Here is an 18,147-nt window from a genome sequence, read left to right on the forward strand (position 1 = left end):
GACATAGAGCCCGTCTCTCTCGACAGCTGACGCCACCGCAGGACCGGCGATCCAGCCCCGCACGTCCGGGGGTGCGCGCCGCGGCCGCCGGCCAGTCTCGATACCGGTCATCGTTTCCCCTTCGGCATCGCCGGCGAACAAGACCACGTGCGCCGCAGCCGCGCGGGTACGGTCGCGGTCGGTTTCGAGCAGGAACCACGGTTGACATCGATAGGCTATCTTTCCGGTAGGCTAAGTAGGAAGCGATCGCGGGGCGTCGATCCGGAGCACGGCGCGCTGTTCCTGCCGCACGGGACGCCGTGATCGCAGCCGTCCACTCCGGACCGGGAACGAGGCGGACCGATGACCACGCACGACACCCCGACCACCGCCACGGCCAGGCCGGCTACGCACGTCATCGCCGACGACGCGGAGGCGGTCGCGGTGGCCCGCGCGCTCGCGGCCGAGTTCGCGGTGGACGCGGCCGCGCGCGACGCCGAGCGGCGGCTGCCCGCCGCCGAGCTGGACCGGTTGTCCGCCAGCGGTCTGCTCGGCGTGACGGTGCCCCGGCAGTACGGCGGGGCGGACGTGCGTGCCGAGACGATCGCTGAGGTGTTCCGGCTGCTGGCCGCCGCCGACCCGAACATCGCCCAGATCCCGCAGAGTCACTTCGTGTACGTCAACGTCCTGCGCCAGCAGGGCAGCCCGGCCCAGCAGGCGTTCTTCTTCGGTGAGGTGCTGGACGGCAAGCGGTTCGGCAACGCCCAGTCGGAGGCGGGGACCAGGCACGTCCAGGACTACCGCACCCGGCTGGCGGCCACCGGCGGCGGCGGCTTCGTGCTGCGCGGCACGAAGTACTACAGCACCGGCGCGCTGTTCGCCGACTGGATCCCGGTCCTGGCCAAGGGCGACGACGACAGGCTGTACGTCGCGTACGTGCCCCGCGACGCCCCCGGGGTCACCGTCGTCGACGACTGGGCGGGTATGGGTCAGCGCACCACCGCCAGCGGCACCGTCACCCTCGACGACGTGGCCGTACCCGCCGACCGCGTGGTGCCCCACCACCTGACGTTCACCGGCCCACAGCTGCACGGCGCGCTGGCTCAGCTGCTGCACACCGCGATCGACGTCGGCATCGCGGGCGGCGCCCTGGCCGAGGCGGTCGAGTTCGTCCGGACGAAGGCACGGCCATGGTTCGAAAGCGGCGCCGACAGCCCCACCGGCGACCCCCTGGTCGTCCAGCGCGTCGGTGAACTGGCGATCAAGGTACGGGCGGCCGAGGCACTGCTGGCCCAGGCCGGGCGGGCCGTCGACGCCGCCCGCGCGCACCTCGACGACTCGAGCGCCGCCACCGCCTCGATCGCGGTCGCCACCGCCAAGGCGTTCGTCGATCCGGTCGCGGTCGAACTGGGCAGCGCGATCTTCGAACTCGGCGGCACCCGGTCCGCCGCCGACCCGCTCAACCTGCACCGGCACTGGCGCAACGCCCGTACCCACACCCTGCACGACCCGGCCCGCTGGAAGATCCAGCACATCGGCCGGTACGTCCTGACCGGACAACTCCCACCGCGACACGGCCTGCTGTAGACGAGGTACCCGATGACCCTGACCTTCCACTGGTTCCTGCCCACCTACGGCGACAGCCGTGACATCGTCGGGGGCGGGCACGGCGTACCCGCCGGCACGGCCGGCGGCGCCCGGCCCGCCACGCTCGCCTACCTCGGGCAGATCGCCCGCACCGCCGAGCAGCTCGGCTTCGTCGGAGCACTGACCCCCACCGGCGCCTGGTGCGAGGACGCCTGGCTGACCACCGCGATGCTGGTCGAGGTCACCGAGCGGCTGAAGTTCCTGGTCGCCTTCCGCCCCGGGCTGGTCTCCCCCACCCTCGCCGCCCAGATGGGTGCCACGTTCCAACGGCACTCGCGCGGTCGCCTGCTGCTCAACGTGGTCACCGGCGGGGAGAGCCACGAACAGCGCGCCTACGGTGACTTCCTCGACAAGGACGCCCGGTACGCCCGGACCGACGAGTTCCTGCACATCGTGCGGGCGCTCTGGCGCGGCGAGACGGTCGACTTCACCGGCGAGCACCTGCGTGTGGAGGGCGCGACGCTGGCCCGGGTGCCCGACCCGACCCCCGACATCTACTTCGGCGGCTCGTCGCCGGCCGCCGGCCGGGTCGCCGCCCGGCACGTCGACACCTACCTCACCTGGGGGGAGCCACCGGACGCGGTGGCCGAGAAGATCGCATGGGTCAACGGGCTCGCCGCGGCCGAGGGTCGCACCCTGCGTCACGGCATCCGGCTGCACGTCATCAGCCGGGACACCGCCGAGCAGGCGTGGGCGCAGGCGCGACGGCTACTCGACGGCATCGACCCGGAGACAGTCGCGCAGGTGCAGGCCGGGCTCGCCCGCAGCGAGTCCGAAGGGCAGAAACGCATGCTCGCGCTGCACGGCGGCCGGCGCGACAACCTCGAGATCGCCCCGAACCTGTGGGCCGGCGTCGGACTGGTGCGCGGCGGCGCCGGGACGGCCCTCGTGGGCAGCCACACCGAAGTCGCCGACCGCATCGAGGAGTACCACCGGCTCGGCATCACCGAGTTCGTCCTGTCCGGGCACCCGCACGTCGAGGAGGCGTACTGGTTCGGCGAGGGCGTCCTGCCGATCCTGCGCGCCCGCGGGCTGTGGGAGCACCCGGCCGTCGTCGCCGACACGCAGCCGGCCGGCATCCCGTTCGCCGCGGCGACGCCGGCGCCCGCCGGCGCCCGATGAGCGCCCGATGAGCGCCGACACCGCCCCCCGCGGAACCGCCGACCGGCCAAGGAGCACGACCATGCACACCCGAGCCACCATGCGGCGGATCGGCGCCGCTCTCGTCGGCCTCCTTGCCGCCGCCGCGGTCAGCGCGGTGGCCGGCTGCGCGAACGGAGAATCGCACGCGGCCGGCGCGAGCGGTCCGTTGCGCGTGGGATACCAGCGTTACGGCAGCGAAAGCCTCGTCAAGGCGCGCAACGCCGGCGGTGACGCGGCGTGGTCGCTGTTCGAGAGCGGCCCGGCGTTGACCGAGGCGCTCAAGGCCGGCGCCATCGACATCGGCGAGACGGGCGAGGCGCCTCCGGTCTTCGCCGCGGCCGCCAAAGCCGATTTCAAGGTCATCGCCACGTCCGCGCCGGTGCCCCGGGGTGAGGCGGTGCTGGTCCACGACAGCAGCGGGTTCACCAGCTTCGCTGATCTCAAAGGCAGGACGATCGCCCTGAACAAGGGCTCGAACGTGCACTGGCTGCTGGTACGGCTGCTGGCGGCGAATCATCTGAGCCTGTCCGACGTCAACATCAAGTATCTCAAGCCGGCCGAGGGTCGCGCGGCGTTCGACAACGGCCAGGTCGACGCGTGGATCATCTGGGACCCGTACTTCGCGCTCGCCGAACAGCCGGGCGTCAAGGTTCTGGTCGACGCCACCGGGCTGGCCGGCAACCGGGAGTACATCCTGGCCTCGCCTGAGGCGCTCAGGACGAAGCCCGACAAGATCCGGCAGTTCCTGGTCACGCTGCGCCAGACCACCGACTGGGGCATCGCCAATCCCGACGAACGGGCCCGCGTCCTGGCCCCGGAGTTGAAGATCGACGAGAGCGTGGCAAAACGGTCGCTGGACCGCAGCGCCAAGGCGCTCACCCCGGTCACCCCGGACATCGCCGCCGAACTGCAGGACATCGCCGACGGGTTCACCGGCCTGAAACTGATCCCGGGCAAGGTCGACATGAAGGGGCGCATCGACGACCGGTACACGGCGGTCCTCCGGTGAGCGTCACGCAGGCCACCGCCGCCGGCACGGTGTCCGGCCTGCGGGGTGCGGCCGTACCCGACAGTGCACGTCCCCGCCGCCGGACGGCCGCCCGCCGCTGGCGTCGTGCGCTCAGCCCCCTGCTCATCGTGCTGGTCTGGGAGGCGGTCACCCGTACCGGGCTCGTACCCGACAGCAAGCTGCCCGCGCCCAGCGCGGTGCTCGGCGCCGGCTGGCGCCTGGCCCTGGACGGCACGCTCGGCGGCCATCTGCTCGACTCGCTGACCCGGGCCGCGATCGGTCTGGCCGTCGGAGGCGGTCTCGGCCTCGTACTCGGCGCCGCCGCCGGCCTGATCCGGCTCGGCGACGACCTGATCGACCCGCCGGTCCAGATGGCCCGGATGCTGCCTCACCTCGGCCTGGTGCCGCTACTGATCATCTGGGTGGGCATCGGGGAGCCACTGAAGATCTCCCTGGTCGCGCTCGGCGCGTTCTTCCCGGTCTACCTCAACGCGTACGCCGGCATCCGCGGCATCGACGAACGGCTCGTGGAAGCGGCACGTACCTGCGGGCTGTCCGCGCTCGCGCGGCTGCGCCACGTCGTGCTGCCCGGCGCCCTACCGTCGCTGTTCCTAGGGCTGCGCCTGGCATTCGCCGCCGGCTGGCTCAGCCTCGTCGTCGGCGAGCAGGTCAACGCCCAGAGCGGGATCGGTTTCATGATGATGGAGGCCCGCGAGTTCAGCCAGACCGACGTGGTGGTGCTCGGTCTGCTCGTGTACGCGCTGCTCGGACTGCTGTCGGACTTCGTGTTACGCATCGCGGAGAGGAGGGCGCTGGCATGGCGACGCGGACTGAGAGCGACGTGACGGACCTCGATGCGGCGACCGGCCGGGGTGCCGCCGTGGTCGTCGCGACCGGGTTACGGCGGACGTTCGGCGCGGCGACCGTACTCAACGGGGTCGACCTGGTCGTCGGCCGGGGCGAAGTGGTGGCCCTGCTGGGCAGCAGCGGCTCGGGCAAGAGCACCCTGCTGCGCATCCTGGCCGGGCTCGACGCCGAGGCCGACGGCGAGGTGACCACGAACGGCCGGGTCGCCGTCGTGTTCCAGGAACACCGGCTCATGCCGTGGAAACGGGTGGCCGACAACGTGGCGCTGGGACTGCGCGGCGCCGACGTGCCCGAACGCACCGCCGCGGCACTGGCGGAGGTCGGGCTCGCCGAGCGTACCCGGGCATGGCCGGCGGAACTGTCCGGCGGGCAGTCCCAGCGGGTGGCGGTGGCCCGGGCCCTGGTCCGCCAGCCTGACCTGTTGCTGCTCGACGAGCCATTCGGCGCACTGGACGCGTTGACCCGCCTGAAGATGCAGGCGCTGCTGCAACGGCTGCGCCTCGAACACGGGTTCGCCGCGCTGCTGGTCACCCACGACGTCGATGAAGCGCTGCTGCTCGCCGACCGAATCCTGATCCTCGACAACGGCGTCATCGCCCAGGACGTCCCTGTGACGCTGGCACATCCGCGCGCGCACGACCGGCCGGGCTTCAGCGAACTGCGTCGTCACCTGCTCGCCCGGCTCGGGGTACCGGCGGATCCGGACGGGTGATCCCGCGGCGTGAAGGGTGCCACCTCAGGAATCAGACCTTGTCGACCCTTGCCCTGGCCCACCTGTCGGTCGACGGTTGCGGTCGCTCCTCCGCTCGCCACCAGTTCCAGCTGGCGGGCATCCGGGTCGGCTACGCCAATATGTCTGGCGCCGGCCGCTGCTGCACGTCGCACCGCCACCTGCTCGATCGGTCCGGCTTCGATGGTGAGAGCACGATGGACGGCTGTTACCCGCGTGCAACAAAACCCGATGGCCGTACACAAGCTCTTTACTGACTTGACCTCGTCATGAGACTCCGGAGCCGTTGACTTCATCTCGACCCGCAGCACAGTCTGCGGGGCGCATCTAGGGTTCCGTCGCCGGGTTCGGCGGGTCTGGTCCGAGAGATGCAGGCGGTGACGCCGGTTGCCGGCCGTCCCCGTCCCACGGCGGGAGAAAAGCCCGGGAGGCCAGGAGTGGCCCGGGCCGTGCCGTGTCCGGGCCCCGCAAGGGAAGGGCCTGACATGACAGCACTTGCGGACTTACCCAGCACCGCCCAAGACGCCGCTGACGCCAGCGACCTTGAGAACTTCGGCTACCGGCCACAACTGCACCGCAGTATCGGCAGCTACGGTTCGTTCGCGGCGGGATTCTCGTTCGTATCGATCCTGACGACGGTGTTCCAGCTCTTCAGCTTCGGTTTCGGCTTCGGCGGACCGGGGTTCTTCTGGACCTGGCCCATCGTCTTCATCGGACAGATCCTCGTCGCCCTGTGCTTCTCCGAAATGGCCGCGCGGTTCCCCATCTCCGGCGCCATCTACCAGTGGTCGACCCGGTTGGGCGGCGCCCTTTGGGGTTGGGCGGCCGGGTGGCTGATGCTTGTCGCCCAGGTGGTGACCGTCGCAGCGGCTGCCATCGCGCTGCAGATCGTACTGCCATCGATCTGGAGCGGTTTCCAGTTGGTGACTAATCCCACCGCGAACGCGGTGCTGCTCGGCAGCGCGCTGTTGACCGTGACCACGGTGGTCAACGCGGTCGGGGTACGGACCATGTCGGTCATCAACAGCGCAGGCGTCACGTGCGAGCTGGTCGGAGTCGTTCTGCTGTGCATCGCGCTGTTCTCGCACGCCGAGCGCGGTCCGGGTGTGGTCCTGCACACCGGCGCGGGAGTCGGGCACGGCGCTGGCTACCTGTGGTCGTTCGTCATTTCCGGGTTGATGGCCGCCTACGTCCTGGTCGGTTTCGACAGTGCCGGTGAGCTGTCCGAGGAGACGAAGAGGCCGCGCCGGACGGCTCCACGCACCATCCTCCGGGCGCTGGTCGTGTCCGGCATCGGCGGGGCGCTCATGCTCCTGGCCACCCTGATGGCCGCCCCGAGCGTGACCGACGGCGCGCTGGGTGACCCGGCCCGCGGCCTGCCCTATGTGCTGACCAGCCGGCTCGGCGACACGCTCGGGCGGGTGTTCCTCGTCGACGTCGCCGTCGCGGTAACCGTCTGCACGCTGGCGATCCAGACCGCCACCACCCGGATGATGTTCTCGATGGCCCGGGACCGGGCGCTGCCGTTCTCGGCGGCACTGTCGCGGGTCAACACCCGCACGGGGACGCCGATCCTGCCGGCCGTCGTCGTCGGCGTGCTCGCCGTCGGCCTGCTGGTGCTCAACGTCGGCAACGCCGCCATTTTCCTGGCGCTGTCCAGCGTCTGCATCATGCTGCTGTATCTCTCCTATCTGATGGTGACCGCACCCCTGCTGGTGCATCGCCTGCGCGGTCGGTGGTTACGCGGCGATGGCTTGTTCTCGCTCGGCCGCTGGGGGCTGCCGGTCAACCTGGGAGCGGTGGTCTGGGGCATCGCCATGGCGGTAAACCTCGCATGGCCACGGGAGAAGGTGTTCGGGACCGACTGGTACCTGCGGTTCTTCCCGGAACTGTTCTTGGCAGGCGCGCTGGGAGTGGGCGCGATCGTCTACGCGACGCGGCGGTCTCACGTACGCCAGGGCGCCGTGCGTCACCCTGCTCCTTTCGACGCCCTCGCGATGGAGGCGGCACAATGATCCTCAGCCACGAGATTCCCGCCGCGTCGTACTGGTCGCTGCGACTGCGCGCCGGCCGCCTGCTCCGCCTGACCGCGCTCGATGGCGGTGCCGTCTGTTCGACACTGATCTTCGCCGACTCCGACCCGGTGGACCGGCTGAACGTCCCCGACACGCTCAAGGCCCAGATGAGCGCCCGGATCCGGCCACCGATGGTCCTGATGTCCGACCGCGGCACCGCCCTGTGCTCGGTCACCGGATCGTCGCTCGACTGGCACGACTGCCTCACCGGCCACTCGCTCGACGCCCACGTCGACGCGCCCGGCCCCTCGTCGTATGCGACCGACCGCAACGACTGGCGGCGGTCGGCGCGCTACGGATTCCTGAGCGAACTGCGCAAACACGGCCGCGGGCCGGCCGACCTGCACGGCTGCGTCAACTTCTTCGCCAAGGTGGCGATCGGTCCCGACGGCACGTTCGCCTACGAGCCGAAGCACGCCACCGCCGGCGACTGGGTCACGCTGCGCGCCGAGCAGGATCTCCTGTTCGTCTGCTCCACCGCACCGCACCCGATGAGCCAGACCTGGATGCCGGGCGCGGTCCGCGCCGAGGTCGAGCCCGGCGAGCTCTATGGCCCGACTGACCCGTCCGTCACGTTCCGTCCCGAGAGCACCCGTGCGCTCGCCGCAGCAAAGGCGGTCCTGGCATGACCACTGCTGTCTCCCTTCCCCTCGTCGAAAGCCCGCTCCAACCGGAAGCCGCCGTCCTCGACGTCACCGTCGCGGCCGGGGACGGCTACGTCGGGCGGATTCCCGCCGGCGGGTCGTTCCGGATCGTCGACCTGCACGGCAACCAGGCGGTGGACACCCTCTTCTACGACGCGGAGAATCTGGCCAACCGGTACAGTGCGATGGACACCATCCGCGAGCAGGGGCGCGCCTACCTGACCACAGGGTCCCGGCTGCTGTCGGTCGACCTCGACCTTCTCGTCACGATCACCGCGGACACCTGCGGGCGGCACGACACCCTCGGCGGGGCGTGCGCGCAGGAGTCCAATGTCGTCCGGTACGGCATGCACACCCGCCACCAGCACGCCTGCCGCGAGACGTTCCTGCGATACGGCGCCCGGGTCGGTATCGGGGCCCGCGAGCTGGGCCACAACATCAACTTTTTCATGAACGTCCCGCTCAGCCCGGACGGCAGCCTCACCTTCGCCGACGGGCTTTCCGCCCCCGGCAAGTACATCGAGGTCCGCGCCGCGCGCGACGTCCTCGTCCTCATCAGCAACTGCCCCCAGTTGAACAACCCGTGCAACGGCTGGGACCCCACCCCGGTCCGACTCCTGGGCTGGTGGTCTCGATGACCGTCGTGGACTCGGCCGTCCGGACCGGTACCGTCGAGATCCTCAGCCCCGGCCTGCAGACCAGCGTGCAGGACCTCGCGGGCCGGGGCGGCCTGTGGGACGTCGGCGTACCACCGTCCGGGGCCTGGGACGACCTGTCTTTCGGGCTGGCCAACCAGGCCGTCGGCAACCCACCGGACGCCGCCGGCCTGGAAGCGGCGCTGACCGGACCGACGTTGCGCTTCGCGCAACGCACGCTGGTCTGTCTGGCGGGCGCGGTCTGCGAGGCGACGCTCGACGGCCGGCCGGTCCGCCCCGGTGTGGTGACCGTCGTCCCGGCCGGCGGCGTGCTCGACATGGGTCGCTGCGGAGCGCCGGGTATGCGCGGCTACCTGGCCGTGGCCGGCGGCATCGCCGTTGCCCGGGAGCTCGGCAGTCGCTCGACGTTCCTGCTCGGTGGCTTCGGTGGCCTGGACGGCCGCGCGCTCGCCGCGGGCGACGCGCTGCCGCTCGGCCGGCTGGAAAACCTCACCGCTCCCGTCGACGTCGCACCGCTGCTGCCACCACTGGTCAAGGACTGGACATTGCGGGTCCTGCCCGGGCCACACGGCGCTCCGGAGTACCTGACCGAAGCCGGTGTGGCGGCCCTGTTCGCCACCGCCTGGACGGTCGACCACCGGGCCGACCGTACCGGGATCCGGCTGGTCGGCCCTGCACCACAGTGGGCCCGCGCCGACGGCGGCGAGGCCGGTCTGCATCCGTCCAACATCCACGACAGCGCGTACCCGGTCGGCGGGGTCATGCTTTCCGGCGATACCCCGGTCATCGTCGGACCAGACGGACCCAGCCTCGGCGGGTTCGTCGTCCCCTGCGTCGTCATCAAGGCCGACCGGTGGATGCTCGCCCAGCTACGTCCGGGCGACACCGTCCGCCTGCTGCCGGTCTGCCCCGACACGGCCGACCGGGCGAACGCCGAGCGAGCGGCGCTGCTCGCCGAGCCCGCTGCCGCCGTCGCCCGCAGGTTCACGACAGCCCTGGGGGGCCGGCCGCCGGTCGCCGCTCCGTCGCGGCCCGGTCCGTCGGCGGTACCGGCGCTCACCGAGCTGGCCGGGGACGGTCCGCGGCCGCGGCTGGTCATCCGCCGGGCCGGCGACCACCATTTGCTCGTCGAAGCCGGCCCGGCCGAGCTCGACCTTCACGTACGGGTGTGGATGCATCTGCTCGCACAGCAGCTGCGCGGACTGCGGCTCGTGGGAGTCCGCGAGCTGGTCGAGGGTGTCCGTTCCATGCTCATCCAGGTCGACGACCGCGCGCTGCCGCTGCCGCTGCTGGCCGACCTCCTCGCCGGCTTGGCCACGGAGGTGCCTGACCCGGAGACGGTCACTCTCGATGTCCGTGAGGTGATGTTGCCGCTGGCCCTCGACCACGCGAGCGCGCATGAGGCGATGGCCCGCTACGCCCGATCGGTCCGGCCGGACGCGCCCTGGTGCCCGGACAACGTCGAGTTCATCCGGCGCATCAACGACCTCGACCGCCGTGAGGACGTGTTCGACATCGTCACGACGGCGACCTACCTGGTCGTCGGCCTCGGCGACGTCTACCTGGGCGCTCCCGTCGCGGTACCCATCGATCCGCGCCATCGCCTGGTGACCACCAAGTACGACCCGGCACGGACCTGGACGCCACAGAACGCCGTCGGCATCGGCGGGATCTACCTCTGTGTGTACGGCATGGAAGGCCCCGGCGGCTACCAACTGGTCGGGCGAACGGTGCCGGTCTGGCGGCACGTGGTCGGCTCAGACGAGCGACCGTGGCTGCTGCGCCAGTTCGACCGACTGCGGTTCGTTCCCGTGTCGGCCGACGAGCTCGCCGAACGGCGCGCCGCCATCAAGGCCGGCGCGGCCGACCTCGACGCCCGACCCGCCACCTTCTCCCTCGCCGACGTGCGCGCGCTGGAAGCCGCGCACGGCACCGAAATCGCAGCAGTCCGAAGCCGGCGCCGCGCCGCCTTCGATGCCGAACGCGCCCGCTGGAGTACACGATGAGCGTCCTGACATCCGCGATGCTGAATGCCGCCGCCGACCTCGATCAGCCAGCCTTCATCCGACGGCTCGGCCCGGACGAGATCGCCGCCCTGCGGCCGGCCGCCGACGGGCCCCTGGCGGGCGTGCCGTTCGCGGTGAAGGACAACATCGACGTGGCTGGCATCCCGACGACAGCCGCGTGCCCGGCGCTGACCGAGCCGGCCCCGCGCTCGGCGACGGCGGTCCAGCGCCTGCTCGACGCCGGTGCAATCCCTATCGGTAAGACCAACCTCGACCAGTTCGCCACCGGCCTGGTCGGCACCCGTTCCCCCCACGGCGCCTGCCACAGCGTCTTCTCCGCCGACCATGTCAGCGGTGGCAGCAGCTCCGGCAGCGCGATCGCGGTCGCCGCCGGCGTCGTCCCGTTGGCGCTCGGCACCGACACCGCCGGCAGTGGCCGGGTGCCGGCGGCGTTCAACGGCCTGGTCGGCGTGAAACCGACCCGTGGGCTGGTACCGACCCGCGGCGTGCTGCCGGCCTGCCCGTCGCTGGACTGCGTCACCACGCTCACCCGCACGGTCTCGTTGGCCCGCACAGCGTTCGAAGCCCTCATCGGGCCGGACCCCGACGACCCCTGGTCGCGGGCAATGCCCGTCGTGCCGCCGCCGGAGGTCGCCCGCACAATCCGGGTGATCGCAGTGCCGGACACGCCACTCGATCTCGACCCGCCGCACGCGGCGGCGTGGCAGGCGGCGTGCGCACATGCCGCCTCGGTCGCGCGCCTCGTGCCCGTCGACGTGTCGGCGTTCCTGGAGGCGGCGCAGCTGCTCTACGGCGGACCGTTCGTCGCCGAGCGGCTGGGTGCCTTCGGGCAGCTACTCGAACCCGACGGACCCCATCTTGACCCGACCGTCCGGCGCATCGTCCGCGCGGCCGCGACCATCACCGGCGCCGACGTCTTCCGCGGCCAGCAGCGACTGGCGGAACTGCGCGCCACGGCACTGCGGGTGTTCCTGTCCGTGGACGCACTGCTGCTGCCGGTCACTCCCGGCCACCCCACCCTCGCGGAGGTCGCGAGCGACCCGGTCGGGGTCAACGCCCGACTCGGCACCTACACCAACATGGTCAACCTGCTCGACCTGTGCGCCGTGGCGGTACCGGCCGGGCACCGTGACGACGGCCTGCCGTTCGGCGTCCAGCTGATCGCCCCCGCGTTCGCCGACCGTCCGCTGCTCGACCTGGCCTCCCGCTGGCTCGGCGAGCCTGTGCAGCCGCCGTCCGTCCGCAGCCTGCTCGCCGTCGTCGGCGCCCACCTCACCGGCGAACCCCTCAACCATCAACTGGTCGCACTCGGCGGACGGCTGCACGCCCGCGCCCGCACCGCCGGCGGCTACCGCATGTACCGGGTCGACGGCCCACTCCCCCGCCCTGGACTCGTCCGCGGTGCCGGCGGACCGGTCTCCGGCCTCGAGGTCGAAATCTGGGACCTGCCCGCCGCCGGCATCGGCGAACTGCTCGCCACCGTCGCCCCTCCCCTCGCGCTCGGACCGGTCGACCTGGACGACGGCAGCACCGTCCCCGGATTCCTCACCGACCCGAACGGAGTGGACGCCACCGCCGACATCACTGAGTACGGCGGTTGGCGCGGCTACCCCGGCCGGGCAGGCTGACACAGGTCTACCAGCCCAAGTGGTCCGCCACTCCGGCGGCCACCTCAAGGTCGACGTGAAGCGATGCTGGCGGCGGACCTCCTGCGCCGTTTCTATCCATCGGCAAAGTTTCAGCACTGCTCAAGCCTGAGTTGTCGGCGGCCACAGTGTCCCCGCGGTTCCACGCCGACCGGACCCGTTCCGTCTAGTTTGGTCGTTTCGAGGGACAGATATTCGCTGGTTGGCCCTGCGATGATCCTCGTGTGCTGTTGACGATCTCCACCACCCACTCTCCGGCTACCGACCTGGGCTTTCTGCTGGTCAAACACCCTGATCGGGTGCAGTCGTTCGCGACGACCGGCGGGACGGCGTACGTCTGGTATCCGGAGGCCACCGTGGAGCGGTGCACGGTCGCGCTCCTCCTGGATGTCGATCCGGTGGAGTTGGCACGACCGTCAAAGGGACAGAAATCGCCCGATAGCTTCTCGCTCGGGCGTTACGTCAACGACCGCCCGTACGCCGCCTCGAGCCTGCTGACCGTTGCGCTGGGCAAGGTGTTCCGCTCCGCAATGAAGGGTGCGAGCAGGGACCGTCCCGAGTTGGTCGACCTCGCTCTGCCGCTGGAGATCCGGGTTGCCGCGCTACCGTGCCGCGGCGGGTCCGAGATCGTGGAAAGGCTGTTCGCCCCGTTGGGCTGGACCGTGACAGCAGACCCGGTCCCACTGGATCCCGCCTTCCCCGAGTGGGGCGTCTCGCGGTACGTGCAGGTGAGGTTGACCGGCCGCCTGAAGCTCGCCGACGCGCTCAACCATCTGTACGTGCTGCTGCCCGTCCTCGACGACGCCAAGCACTACTGGGTTTCCGAGGACGAGGTGGACAAGCTGCTGCGCGCCGGCGAAGGCTGGCTGCACGAACACCCGGCCAAGGAAGTGATCACGCGCCGGTATCTGGCCAATCGACGTTCCCTGGCCCAGAGCGCCCTCGAGCGACTGCGGGCCGCCGCCGATGAGCTGGAGGCGATCGCCGCGCCGGAAGCGGTGACAGAGCAGCTGGCCGAAGTCGAGGCCGCCGAGCGGAGGAAGCCCCTGGTCACGTTCCGGCACGAGGCGGTACTGGCGGCGCTCGCCGAGTCCGGCGCCACCCGGGTACTCGACCTGGGCTGCGGCTCGGGAACTCTTCTGCTGCGGCTGATGGCCGACCGACGCTACACCGAGATCGTCGGCGCGGACGTGTCGAGCGTGAACCTGCAGATCGCCGAGCGGCGATTGAAGCTCGACCGGCTGCCGGAGCGGCAGCGGTCACGGATCACGCTGATCCAGTCGGCGCTGACCTACCACGACGATCGGCTCACCGGCTACGACGCGGCAGTGCTGATGGAGGTCATTGAACACGTCGACGAGGTGCGCCTGCCGGCGCTGGAGCGGGCGGTGTTCGGCCACGCCGGTCCGCGGACAGTGATCGTGACGACGCCGAACGCCGAGTACAACGTCCGCTACGACGGTCTGGCCAACGGACATCTGCGCCACGACGACCATCGGTTCGAGTGGACCCGGGCACAGTTCGCGGCATGGGCGGACCGGGTCGCCGAGGCGTACGGCTACGCCGTCGACCTCCGACCGGTCGGAGACCTCGATGCCGAGGTCGGCTCCCCCACCCAGCTTGCGCTCTTCCGGAAGGCCGCCTCGTGAACCTCGACATTCCCGAACTGTCGTTGATCGCCCTGGTCGGTATCTCCGGCTCGGGCAAGTCGACGTTCGCCCGCCAGTACTTCAAGCCGACTGAGGTGCTGTCCTCGGACGCGTTCCGGGCCATGGTCGCCGACGACGAGAACGACCAGTCCGCCTCCAAGGACGCCTTCGAGGCGCTGCACCACGTCGCCGCCATCCGGTTGCGCGCCGGCCGGCGGGTGGTCGTGGACGCGACCAACGTCCAGCAGCACGCCCGCGCCGAGTTGGTCAAGCTCGCCCGCGAGCATGACGTCCTGCCCGTCGCGATCGTCCTCGACACCCCCGAGCCGGTCGCCTGGGACCGTACCCAGGCTCGGCCCGACCGCACCTTCGGCCGGCAGGTCCTGCGTCGTCAGCAGCAGGACCTGCGCCGCGCACTCCGCCAGCTGGGGCGCGAGGGGTTCCGCAAGGTCCACATCGTCACCGCCCCCGACGACGTCACCATCACCTACGAGAAGGCGTGGAACGACAAGCGCGAGCTCACCGGGCCGTTCGACATCATCGGCGACGTGCACGGCTGCCGCTCCGAACTGGAGACGCTGCTCACGACGCTCGGCTGGACGCTGGAACGCGACGAGGCGGGCCGGCCGGTCAACGCCACCCACCCCGAGGGCCGGCAGGCGGTCTTCGTCGGTGACCTCGTCGACCGCGGACCGGACTCCCCGGGCGTGCTGCGCCTGGTCATGGGCATGACCGCCGCCGGCACCGCGCTGTGTGTGCCGGGCAACCACGAGCAGAAACTGCTGCGCAAGCTACGTGGCCGCAAGGTCAGCGTCACCCACGGCCTGGCCGAGACCCTCGCCCAACTGGAGGCCGAGCCGCCGGAGTTCGTCGCGGCCGCTGCGGCGTGGATCGACGGCCTGGTCAGCCACCTGCGCCTCGACGGAGGCCGGCTGGTCGTGGCGCACGCCGGGCTCAAGGAGGAGTTCCACGGCCGCGCCTCCGGACGGGTGCGGGCCTTCTGCCTGTACGGAGAGACGACCGGCGAGACCGACGAGTACGGCCTGCCGGTGCGTTACCCGTGGGCCACCGACTACCGGGGCCAGGCGATGATCGTCTACGGGCACGTACCGAACCCGAAGCCCGAATGGGTCAACAACACGATCTGTCTCGACACCGGCTGCGTGTTCGGCGGCCAGCTCACCGCGCTGCGGTACCCGGAGAAGACCCTGGTGTCGGTGCCGGCTGAGAAGATGCACTACGAGCCGGTCAAGCCGTTGATCGACGCAGTCCCGACGCGCGACGGCACGACGCTCAACCTGGCCGACGTCACCGGCCGGCGCCACATCCGCACCGAGTACGGCACCGTCATGGTCGACGCCGACAGCGCCGCAGCCGCGCTGGAGGTGATGAGCCGGTTCGCGGTCGACCCGCGCTACCTGCTGTGGCTGCCACCGACCATGTCACCGCCCTCGACCTCCAGCCTGGACGGCTACCTGGAGCACCCCGTCGAGGCGTTCGCTGACTACCGGGCCGCCGGTGTGGACCGGGTGGTGTGCGAGGAGAAGCACATGGGCTCGCGGGCCGTCGTGCTCGTCTGCCGGGACGCGGCGACTGCGGCGAGGCGGTTCGGCGTTGACGACGGCTCGTCCGGGACCGTCTACACCCGTACCGGCCGGCCGTTCTTCACCGACCCTGCGCTGGCCGAGGCCCTGCTGGCCCGCGTTCGTGCCGCAGCCGATCCGCTGTTCGAGGAGCTGGACACCGACTGGCTGCTGCTGGACTGTGAAGTGCTGCCGTGGTCGGCGAAGGCCGAGAGCCTCATCAAGGGCCAGTACGCCGCCGTCGGCGCCGCGGCCCGCGCCGCCCTACCCTCGTCCCTGGACGTTCTCGACGCGGGAATCGGCCGCGGGCTCGACCTCGCCGGCCTTCGTACCCGGACGGCGGCACGGGCCGCCAACGCCGAGGCGTTCACGCGCGCCTACCGGCGCTACTGCTGGCCGGTCGACGGCCTGGAAGGCATTCAGCTCGCGCCGTTCATGGTGCTGGCCTCCGAAGGCGCGTCCCACGCCGCACGTGACCACGGCTGGCACCTCGAGCGGTGCGACCGGCTCGTCGCCGCCGACCCCGGACTGCTGCGGCCCACCGGCCGGCGGATCGTCGACCTGGGCGACGAGGCGTCGGTCAAGGAGGCTACCGACTGGTGGCTGGAGTTGACGGGTGCCGGCGGCGAGGGAATGGTCATCAAGCCTTACGACGGGCTGGCGCACCGCGCGAACGGGAAGCTGGTTCAGCCGGGCATCAAATGCCGGGGGCGGGAGTACCTGCGCATCATCTACGGCCCCGACTACACCGAACCCCGTCACCTCGAACGCCTCCGCGACCGGGGTCTGAATCGCAAGCGAGGCCTCGCCGTGCGCGAGCACGGCCTGGGGTTGGCGGCGCTGGACGCGGTGGCAGCCGGCGAGCCACTGTGGCGGATCCACGAGCTGGTGTTCGCCGTGCTGGCGCTGGAGTCCGAACCCACGGACCCGAGGCTGTGATGAGCAGAGCATCCCGCCGGAAATCGACGATCCGGTTTCGCGATCAGCAGTGGACGGTGCACGATTTCGCGACAGAGTTCCTGGTCCGGTGCCCACGCTGCGATGCCGGCGCCCGGGTGTTCCGTCCGGAGACCGGCGCGCCTTGGCGTGCCCTGTGCGTCGCGTGTGGGTACGTCCGGGACAAGGAGTCCCGATGCACCTGCTGGAATTCCCCGCCCGGCAATGGTCCGGTCCGGGATCCGTCCTTCGGCCTGCCGCTGCTACTACAGGTCGACTGCTGCGGCGGGAAGCTGCTGTGGGCGTACAACCTCGACCATCTCGCGTTTGTCGAAGAGTTCGTCGCGGCGCGGCTGCGGGAGCGCTCCGATGCCGTGCGGGCCGGGGACGGGTACCGACGCATGTCCATGATCGCCAAACTGCCGGCCTGGCTGAAGGCTCGTAAGAACCGCGACGAGATCCTCGCCAGGATCGCGCGGCTTCGAAGCACGGCCGAAAAATCGGTAAAAGCGTGAGGGCTCACCGTGGCATGATCGCGCGATGACCAGCGCTGCGACCCACACCGAGTATGGCGATCGGGACCTTGCCCTCGCCGGCGAGATCCTGCGTACGGTGGTCGGTTCCGGCGTGCACGGCATCGCCATCGACGGCACCGACGACCACGACGAGATGGGTGTGTTCATCGAGCCGCCCGAGTACGTCGTGGGCCTGCGCAGGCCGGTCGACCACTACGTGTTCCGTACCCAGCCCGAAGGCGCGCGGTCCGGCCCCGGCGACACCGACCTGGTCATGTACTCGCTGCGCAAGTACCTGCGCCTGGCGACCAAGGGCAACCCGACGGCGCTGCTGCCGTTGTACGCGCCTCAGGAGTCGGTGCTGACGCTGCACCCGCTCGGCGAGCAGCTACGCGCCCTGGCCCCGGCGGTGCTGTCCCAGCGGGCGGTGCACCGCTTCCTGGGTTACATGGACGCCCAGCGGGAGCGTCTACTCGGCCGGGGCCGGCGCAGTGATGTACCGAACCGGCCCGAACTGGTCGCCCGGTACGGCTACGACGTCAAGTACGCCTCGCACGCGCTCCGACTGGTCTACCAGGGCCTGGAGATCATCCGGGACGGTCGGCTCACCCTGCCGATGCCCGACCGCGAGCGCGAGCGGGTACTGCGGGTCAAGCGCGGCGGCGTACCGGAGATTACGGATGTTCTGCGGGAGATCAGTGGCGTTCAGGCCGAGATCGAGGAGTTGCTCGCCTCCGGCCGTACGCCGCTGCCTGCCGAGCCGGATCTCGGCGTCATCTCCGAATGGTCCACCGACGCCCACCGCCGTCACTGGGGCTGGAGCTGATGCGCGGTCAGTCCGTTGCCGGCGGCCGGCCATGAGCGCCGGGCCGGCCGCCGGCAGCCAGCCGTTCCGGTGGGATCTCGTGACTCCGGATCAACTGGGCACGCTCCTGGACGGGTCCGCAGATCCCGATCTGTGGTACCTGGACGAACTCGTCGCGTGCGCGGCCAGGGTTCTGGCCCGCAGCGACGACGGTCGGCTGCTGTTCGTCGGCCGCT

General features: G+C 70.9%; 14 protein-coding genes and 1 riboswitch. All 14 genes read left to right on the top strand.

Translation table 11 applies throughout. The features are described 5' to 3' along the window. The first annotated feature begins 342 nt into the window (after positions 1-342). The 14 genes from Pme01_RS11650 to Pme01_RS11715 all read left to right on the top strand — a co-directional run bounded on the left by Pme01_RS11650 (position 343) and on the right by Pme01_RS11715 (position 17,932). A complete protein-coding gene (locus Pme01_RS11650; RefSeq protein WP_168115348.1) occupies positions 343-1,566 on the top strand; it encodes an SfnB family sulfur acquisition oxidoreductase in 1,224 nt (407 codons plus the stop codon). A gap of 12 nt (positions 1,567-1,578) precedes the next feature. Further along, the gene (locus Pme01_RS11655) at positions 1,579-2,748 is read left to right on the top strand and encodes an LLM class flavin-dependent oxidoreductase (RefSeq protein ID WP_168115347.1); all 1,170 of its coding nucleotides are present in this window, start codon (positions 1,579-1,581) and stop codon (positions 2,746-2,748) included. Between the two features lie 61 nt (positions 2,749-2,809). Further along, complete coding sequence (locus Pme01_RS11660; RefSeq protein ID WP_168115346.1) at positions 2,810-3,778, top strand: aliphatic sulfonate ABC transporter substrate-binding protein; 969 nt, start codon at positions 2,810-2,812, stop codon at positions 3,776-3,778. Then, complete coding sequence (locus Pme01_RS11665; protein WP_239088171.1) at positions 3,775-4,623, top strand: ABC transporter permease; 849 nt, start codon at positions 3,775-3,777, stop codon at positions 4,621-4,623. The genes Pme01_RS11660 and Pme01_RS11665 overlap by 4 nt, the downstream gene beginning before the upstream one ends. Next, positions 4,596-5,357, top strand: a complete 762-nt coding sequence (locus tag Pme01_RS11670) for an ABC transporter ATP-binding protein (RefSeq protein WP_168115345.1) — start codon at positions 4,596-4,598, stop codon at positions 5,355-5,357. The genes Pme01_RS11665 and Pme01_RS11670 overlap by 28 nt, the downstream gene beginning before the upstream one ends. A 334-nt stretch (positions 5,358-5,691) precedes the next feature. Continuing rightward, a riboswitch (guanidine-I (ykkC/yxkD leader) is annotated at positions 5,692-5,807 on the top strand. Positions 5,808-5,812: 5 nt separating this feature from the next. Next, positions 5,813-7,390 carry an amino acid permease gene (locus tag Pme01_RS11675; RefSeq protein WP_239088172.1) on the top strand — a complete coding sequence of 526 codons (1,578 nt, stop codon included), beginning with the start codon at positions 5,813-5,815 and terminating at the stop codon, positions 7,388-7,390. Then, entirely contained in the window at positions 7,387-8,079 is a 693-nt protein-coding gene (locus tag Pme01_RS11680) for a DUF1989 domain-containing protein (protein ID WP_168115344.1), read from the top strand. The genes Pme01_RS11675 and Pme01_RS11680 overlap by 4 nt, the downstream gene beginning before the upstream one ends. Continuing rightward, on the top strand, positions 8,076-8,732 hold the full coding sequence (locus tag Pme01_RS11685) for an urea amidolyase associated protein UAAP2 (RefSeq protein ID WP_168115343.1): 657 nt from the start codon (positions 8,076-8,078) through the stop codon (positions 8,730-8,732). The genes Pme01_RS11680 and Pme01_RS11685 overlap by 4 nt, the downstream gene beginning before the upstream one ends. Then, positions 8,729-10,756 (top strand): 5-oxoprolinase/urea amidolyase family protein, encoded by a 2,028-nt coding sequence (locus Pme01_RS11690; protein ID WP_168115342.1) that lies wholly within the window; start codon positions 8,729-8,731, stop codon positions 10,754-10,756. The genes Pme01_RS11685 and Pme01_RS11690 overlap by 4 nt, the downstream gene beginning before the upstream one ends. Next, positions 10,753-12,405, top strand: a complete 1,653-nt coding sequence (gene atzF, locus Pme01_RS11695; RefSeq protein ID WP_203935553.1) for an allophanate hydrolase — start codon at positions 10,753-10,755, stop codon at positions 12,403-12,405. Before Pme01_RS11690 ends, atzF begins: the two co-directional genes overlap by 4 nt. Positions 12,406-12,647: 242 nt before the next feature. After that, positions 12,648-14,072: a 3' terminal RNA ribose 2'-O-methyltransferase Hen1 gene (locus Pme01_RS11700; RefSeq protein ID WP_168115341.1), complete on the top strand. Its 1,425-nt coding sequence runs from the start codon at positions 12,648-12,650 to the stop codon at positions 14,070-14,072. After that, positions 14,069-16,594: a polynucleotide kinase-phosphatase gene (locus Pme01_RS11705; RefSeq protein WP_168115311.1), complete on the top strand. Its 2,526-nt coding sequence runs from the start codon at positions 14,069-14,071 to the stop codon at positions 16,592-16,594. Before Pme01_RS11700 ends, Pme01_RS11705 begins: the two co-directional genes overlap by 4 nt. Then, positions 16,594-17,106 (top strand): hypothetical protein, encoded by a 513-nt coding sequence (locus Pme01_RS11710; protein ID WP_168115340.1) that lies wholly within the window; start codon positions 16,594-16,596, stop codon positions 17,104-17,106. Before Pme01_RS11705 ends, Pme01_RS11710 begins: the two co-directional genes overlap by 1 nt. 25 nt (positions 17,107-17,131) lie before the next feature. Beyond that, positions 17,132-17,932 carry a nucleotidyltransferase domain-containing protein gene (locus Pme01_RS11715; RefSeq protein ID WP_168115339.1) on the top strand — a complete coding sequence of 267 codons (801 nt, stop codon included), beginning with the start codon at positions 17,132-17,134 and terminating at the stop codon, positions 17,930-17,932. Positions 17,933-18,147 lie beyond the last annotated feature (215 nt).

The sequence above is a fragment of the Planosporangium mesophilum genome (assembly GCF_016863255.1).
Taxonomy (GTDB): Bacteria; Actinomycetota; Actinomycetes; order Mycobacteriales; family Micromonosporaceae; genus Planosporangium; species Planosporangium mesophilum.

Bases quoted from the DNA above. Each gene is read 5' to 3' on its own strand.
- Pme01_RS11650 (WP_168115348.1), top strand. From the start codon at position 343: ATGACCACGCACGACACCCCGACCACCGCCACGGCCAGGCCGGCTACG.
- Pme01_RS11655 (WP_168115347.1), top strand. From the start codon at position 1,579: ATGACCCTGACCTTCCACTGGTTCCTGCCCACCTACGGCGACAGCCGT.
- Pme01_RS11660 (WP_168115346.1), top strand. From the start codon at position 2,810: ATGCACACCCGAGCCACCATGCGGCGGATCGGCGCCGCTCTCGTCGGC.
- Pme01_RS11670 (WP_168115345.1), top strand. From the start codon at position 4,596: ATGGCGACGCGGACTGAGAGCGACGTGACGGACCTCGATGCGGCGACC.
- Pme01_RS11680 (WP_168115344.1), top strand. From the start codon at position 7,387: ATGATCCTCAGCCACGAGATTCCCGCCGCGTCGTACTGGTCGCTGCGA.
- Pme01_RS11685 (WP_168115343.1), top strand. From the start codon at position 8,076: ATGACCACTGCTGTCTCCCTTCCCCTCGTCGAAAGCCCGCTCCAACCG.
- Pme01_RS11690 (WP_168115342.1), top strand. From the start codon at position 8,729: ATGACCGTCGTGGACTCGGCCGTCCGGACCGGTACCGTCGAGATCCTC.
- atzF (WP_203935553.1), top strand. From the start codon at position 10,753: ATGAGCGTCCTGACATCCGCGATGCTGAATGCCGCCGCCGACCTCGAT.
- Pme01_RS11710 (WP_168115340.1), top strand. From the start codon at position 16,594: ATGAGCAGAGCATCCCGCCGGAAATCGACGATCCGGTTTCGCGATCAG.
- Pme01_RS11715 (WP_168115339.1), top strand. From the start codon at position 17,132: ATGACCAGCGCTGCGACCCACACCGAGTATGGCGATCGGGACCTTGCC.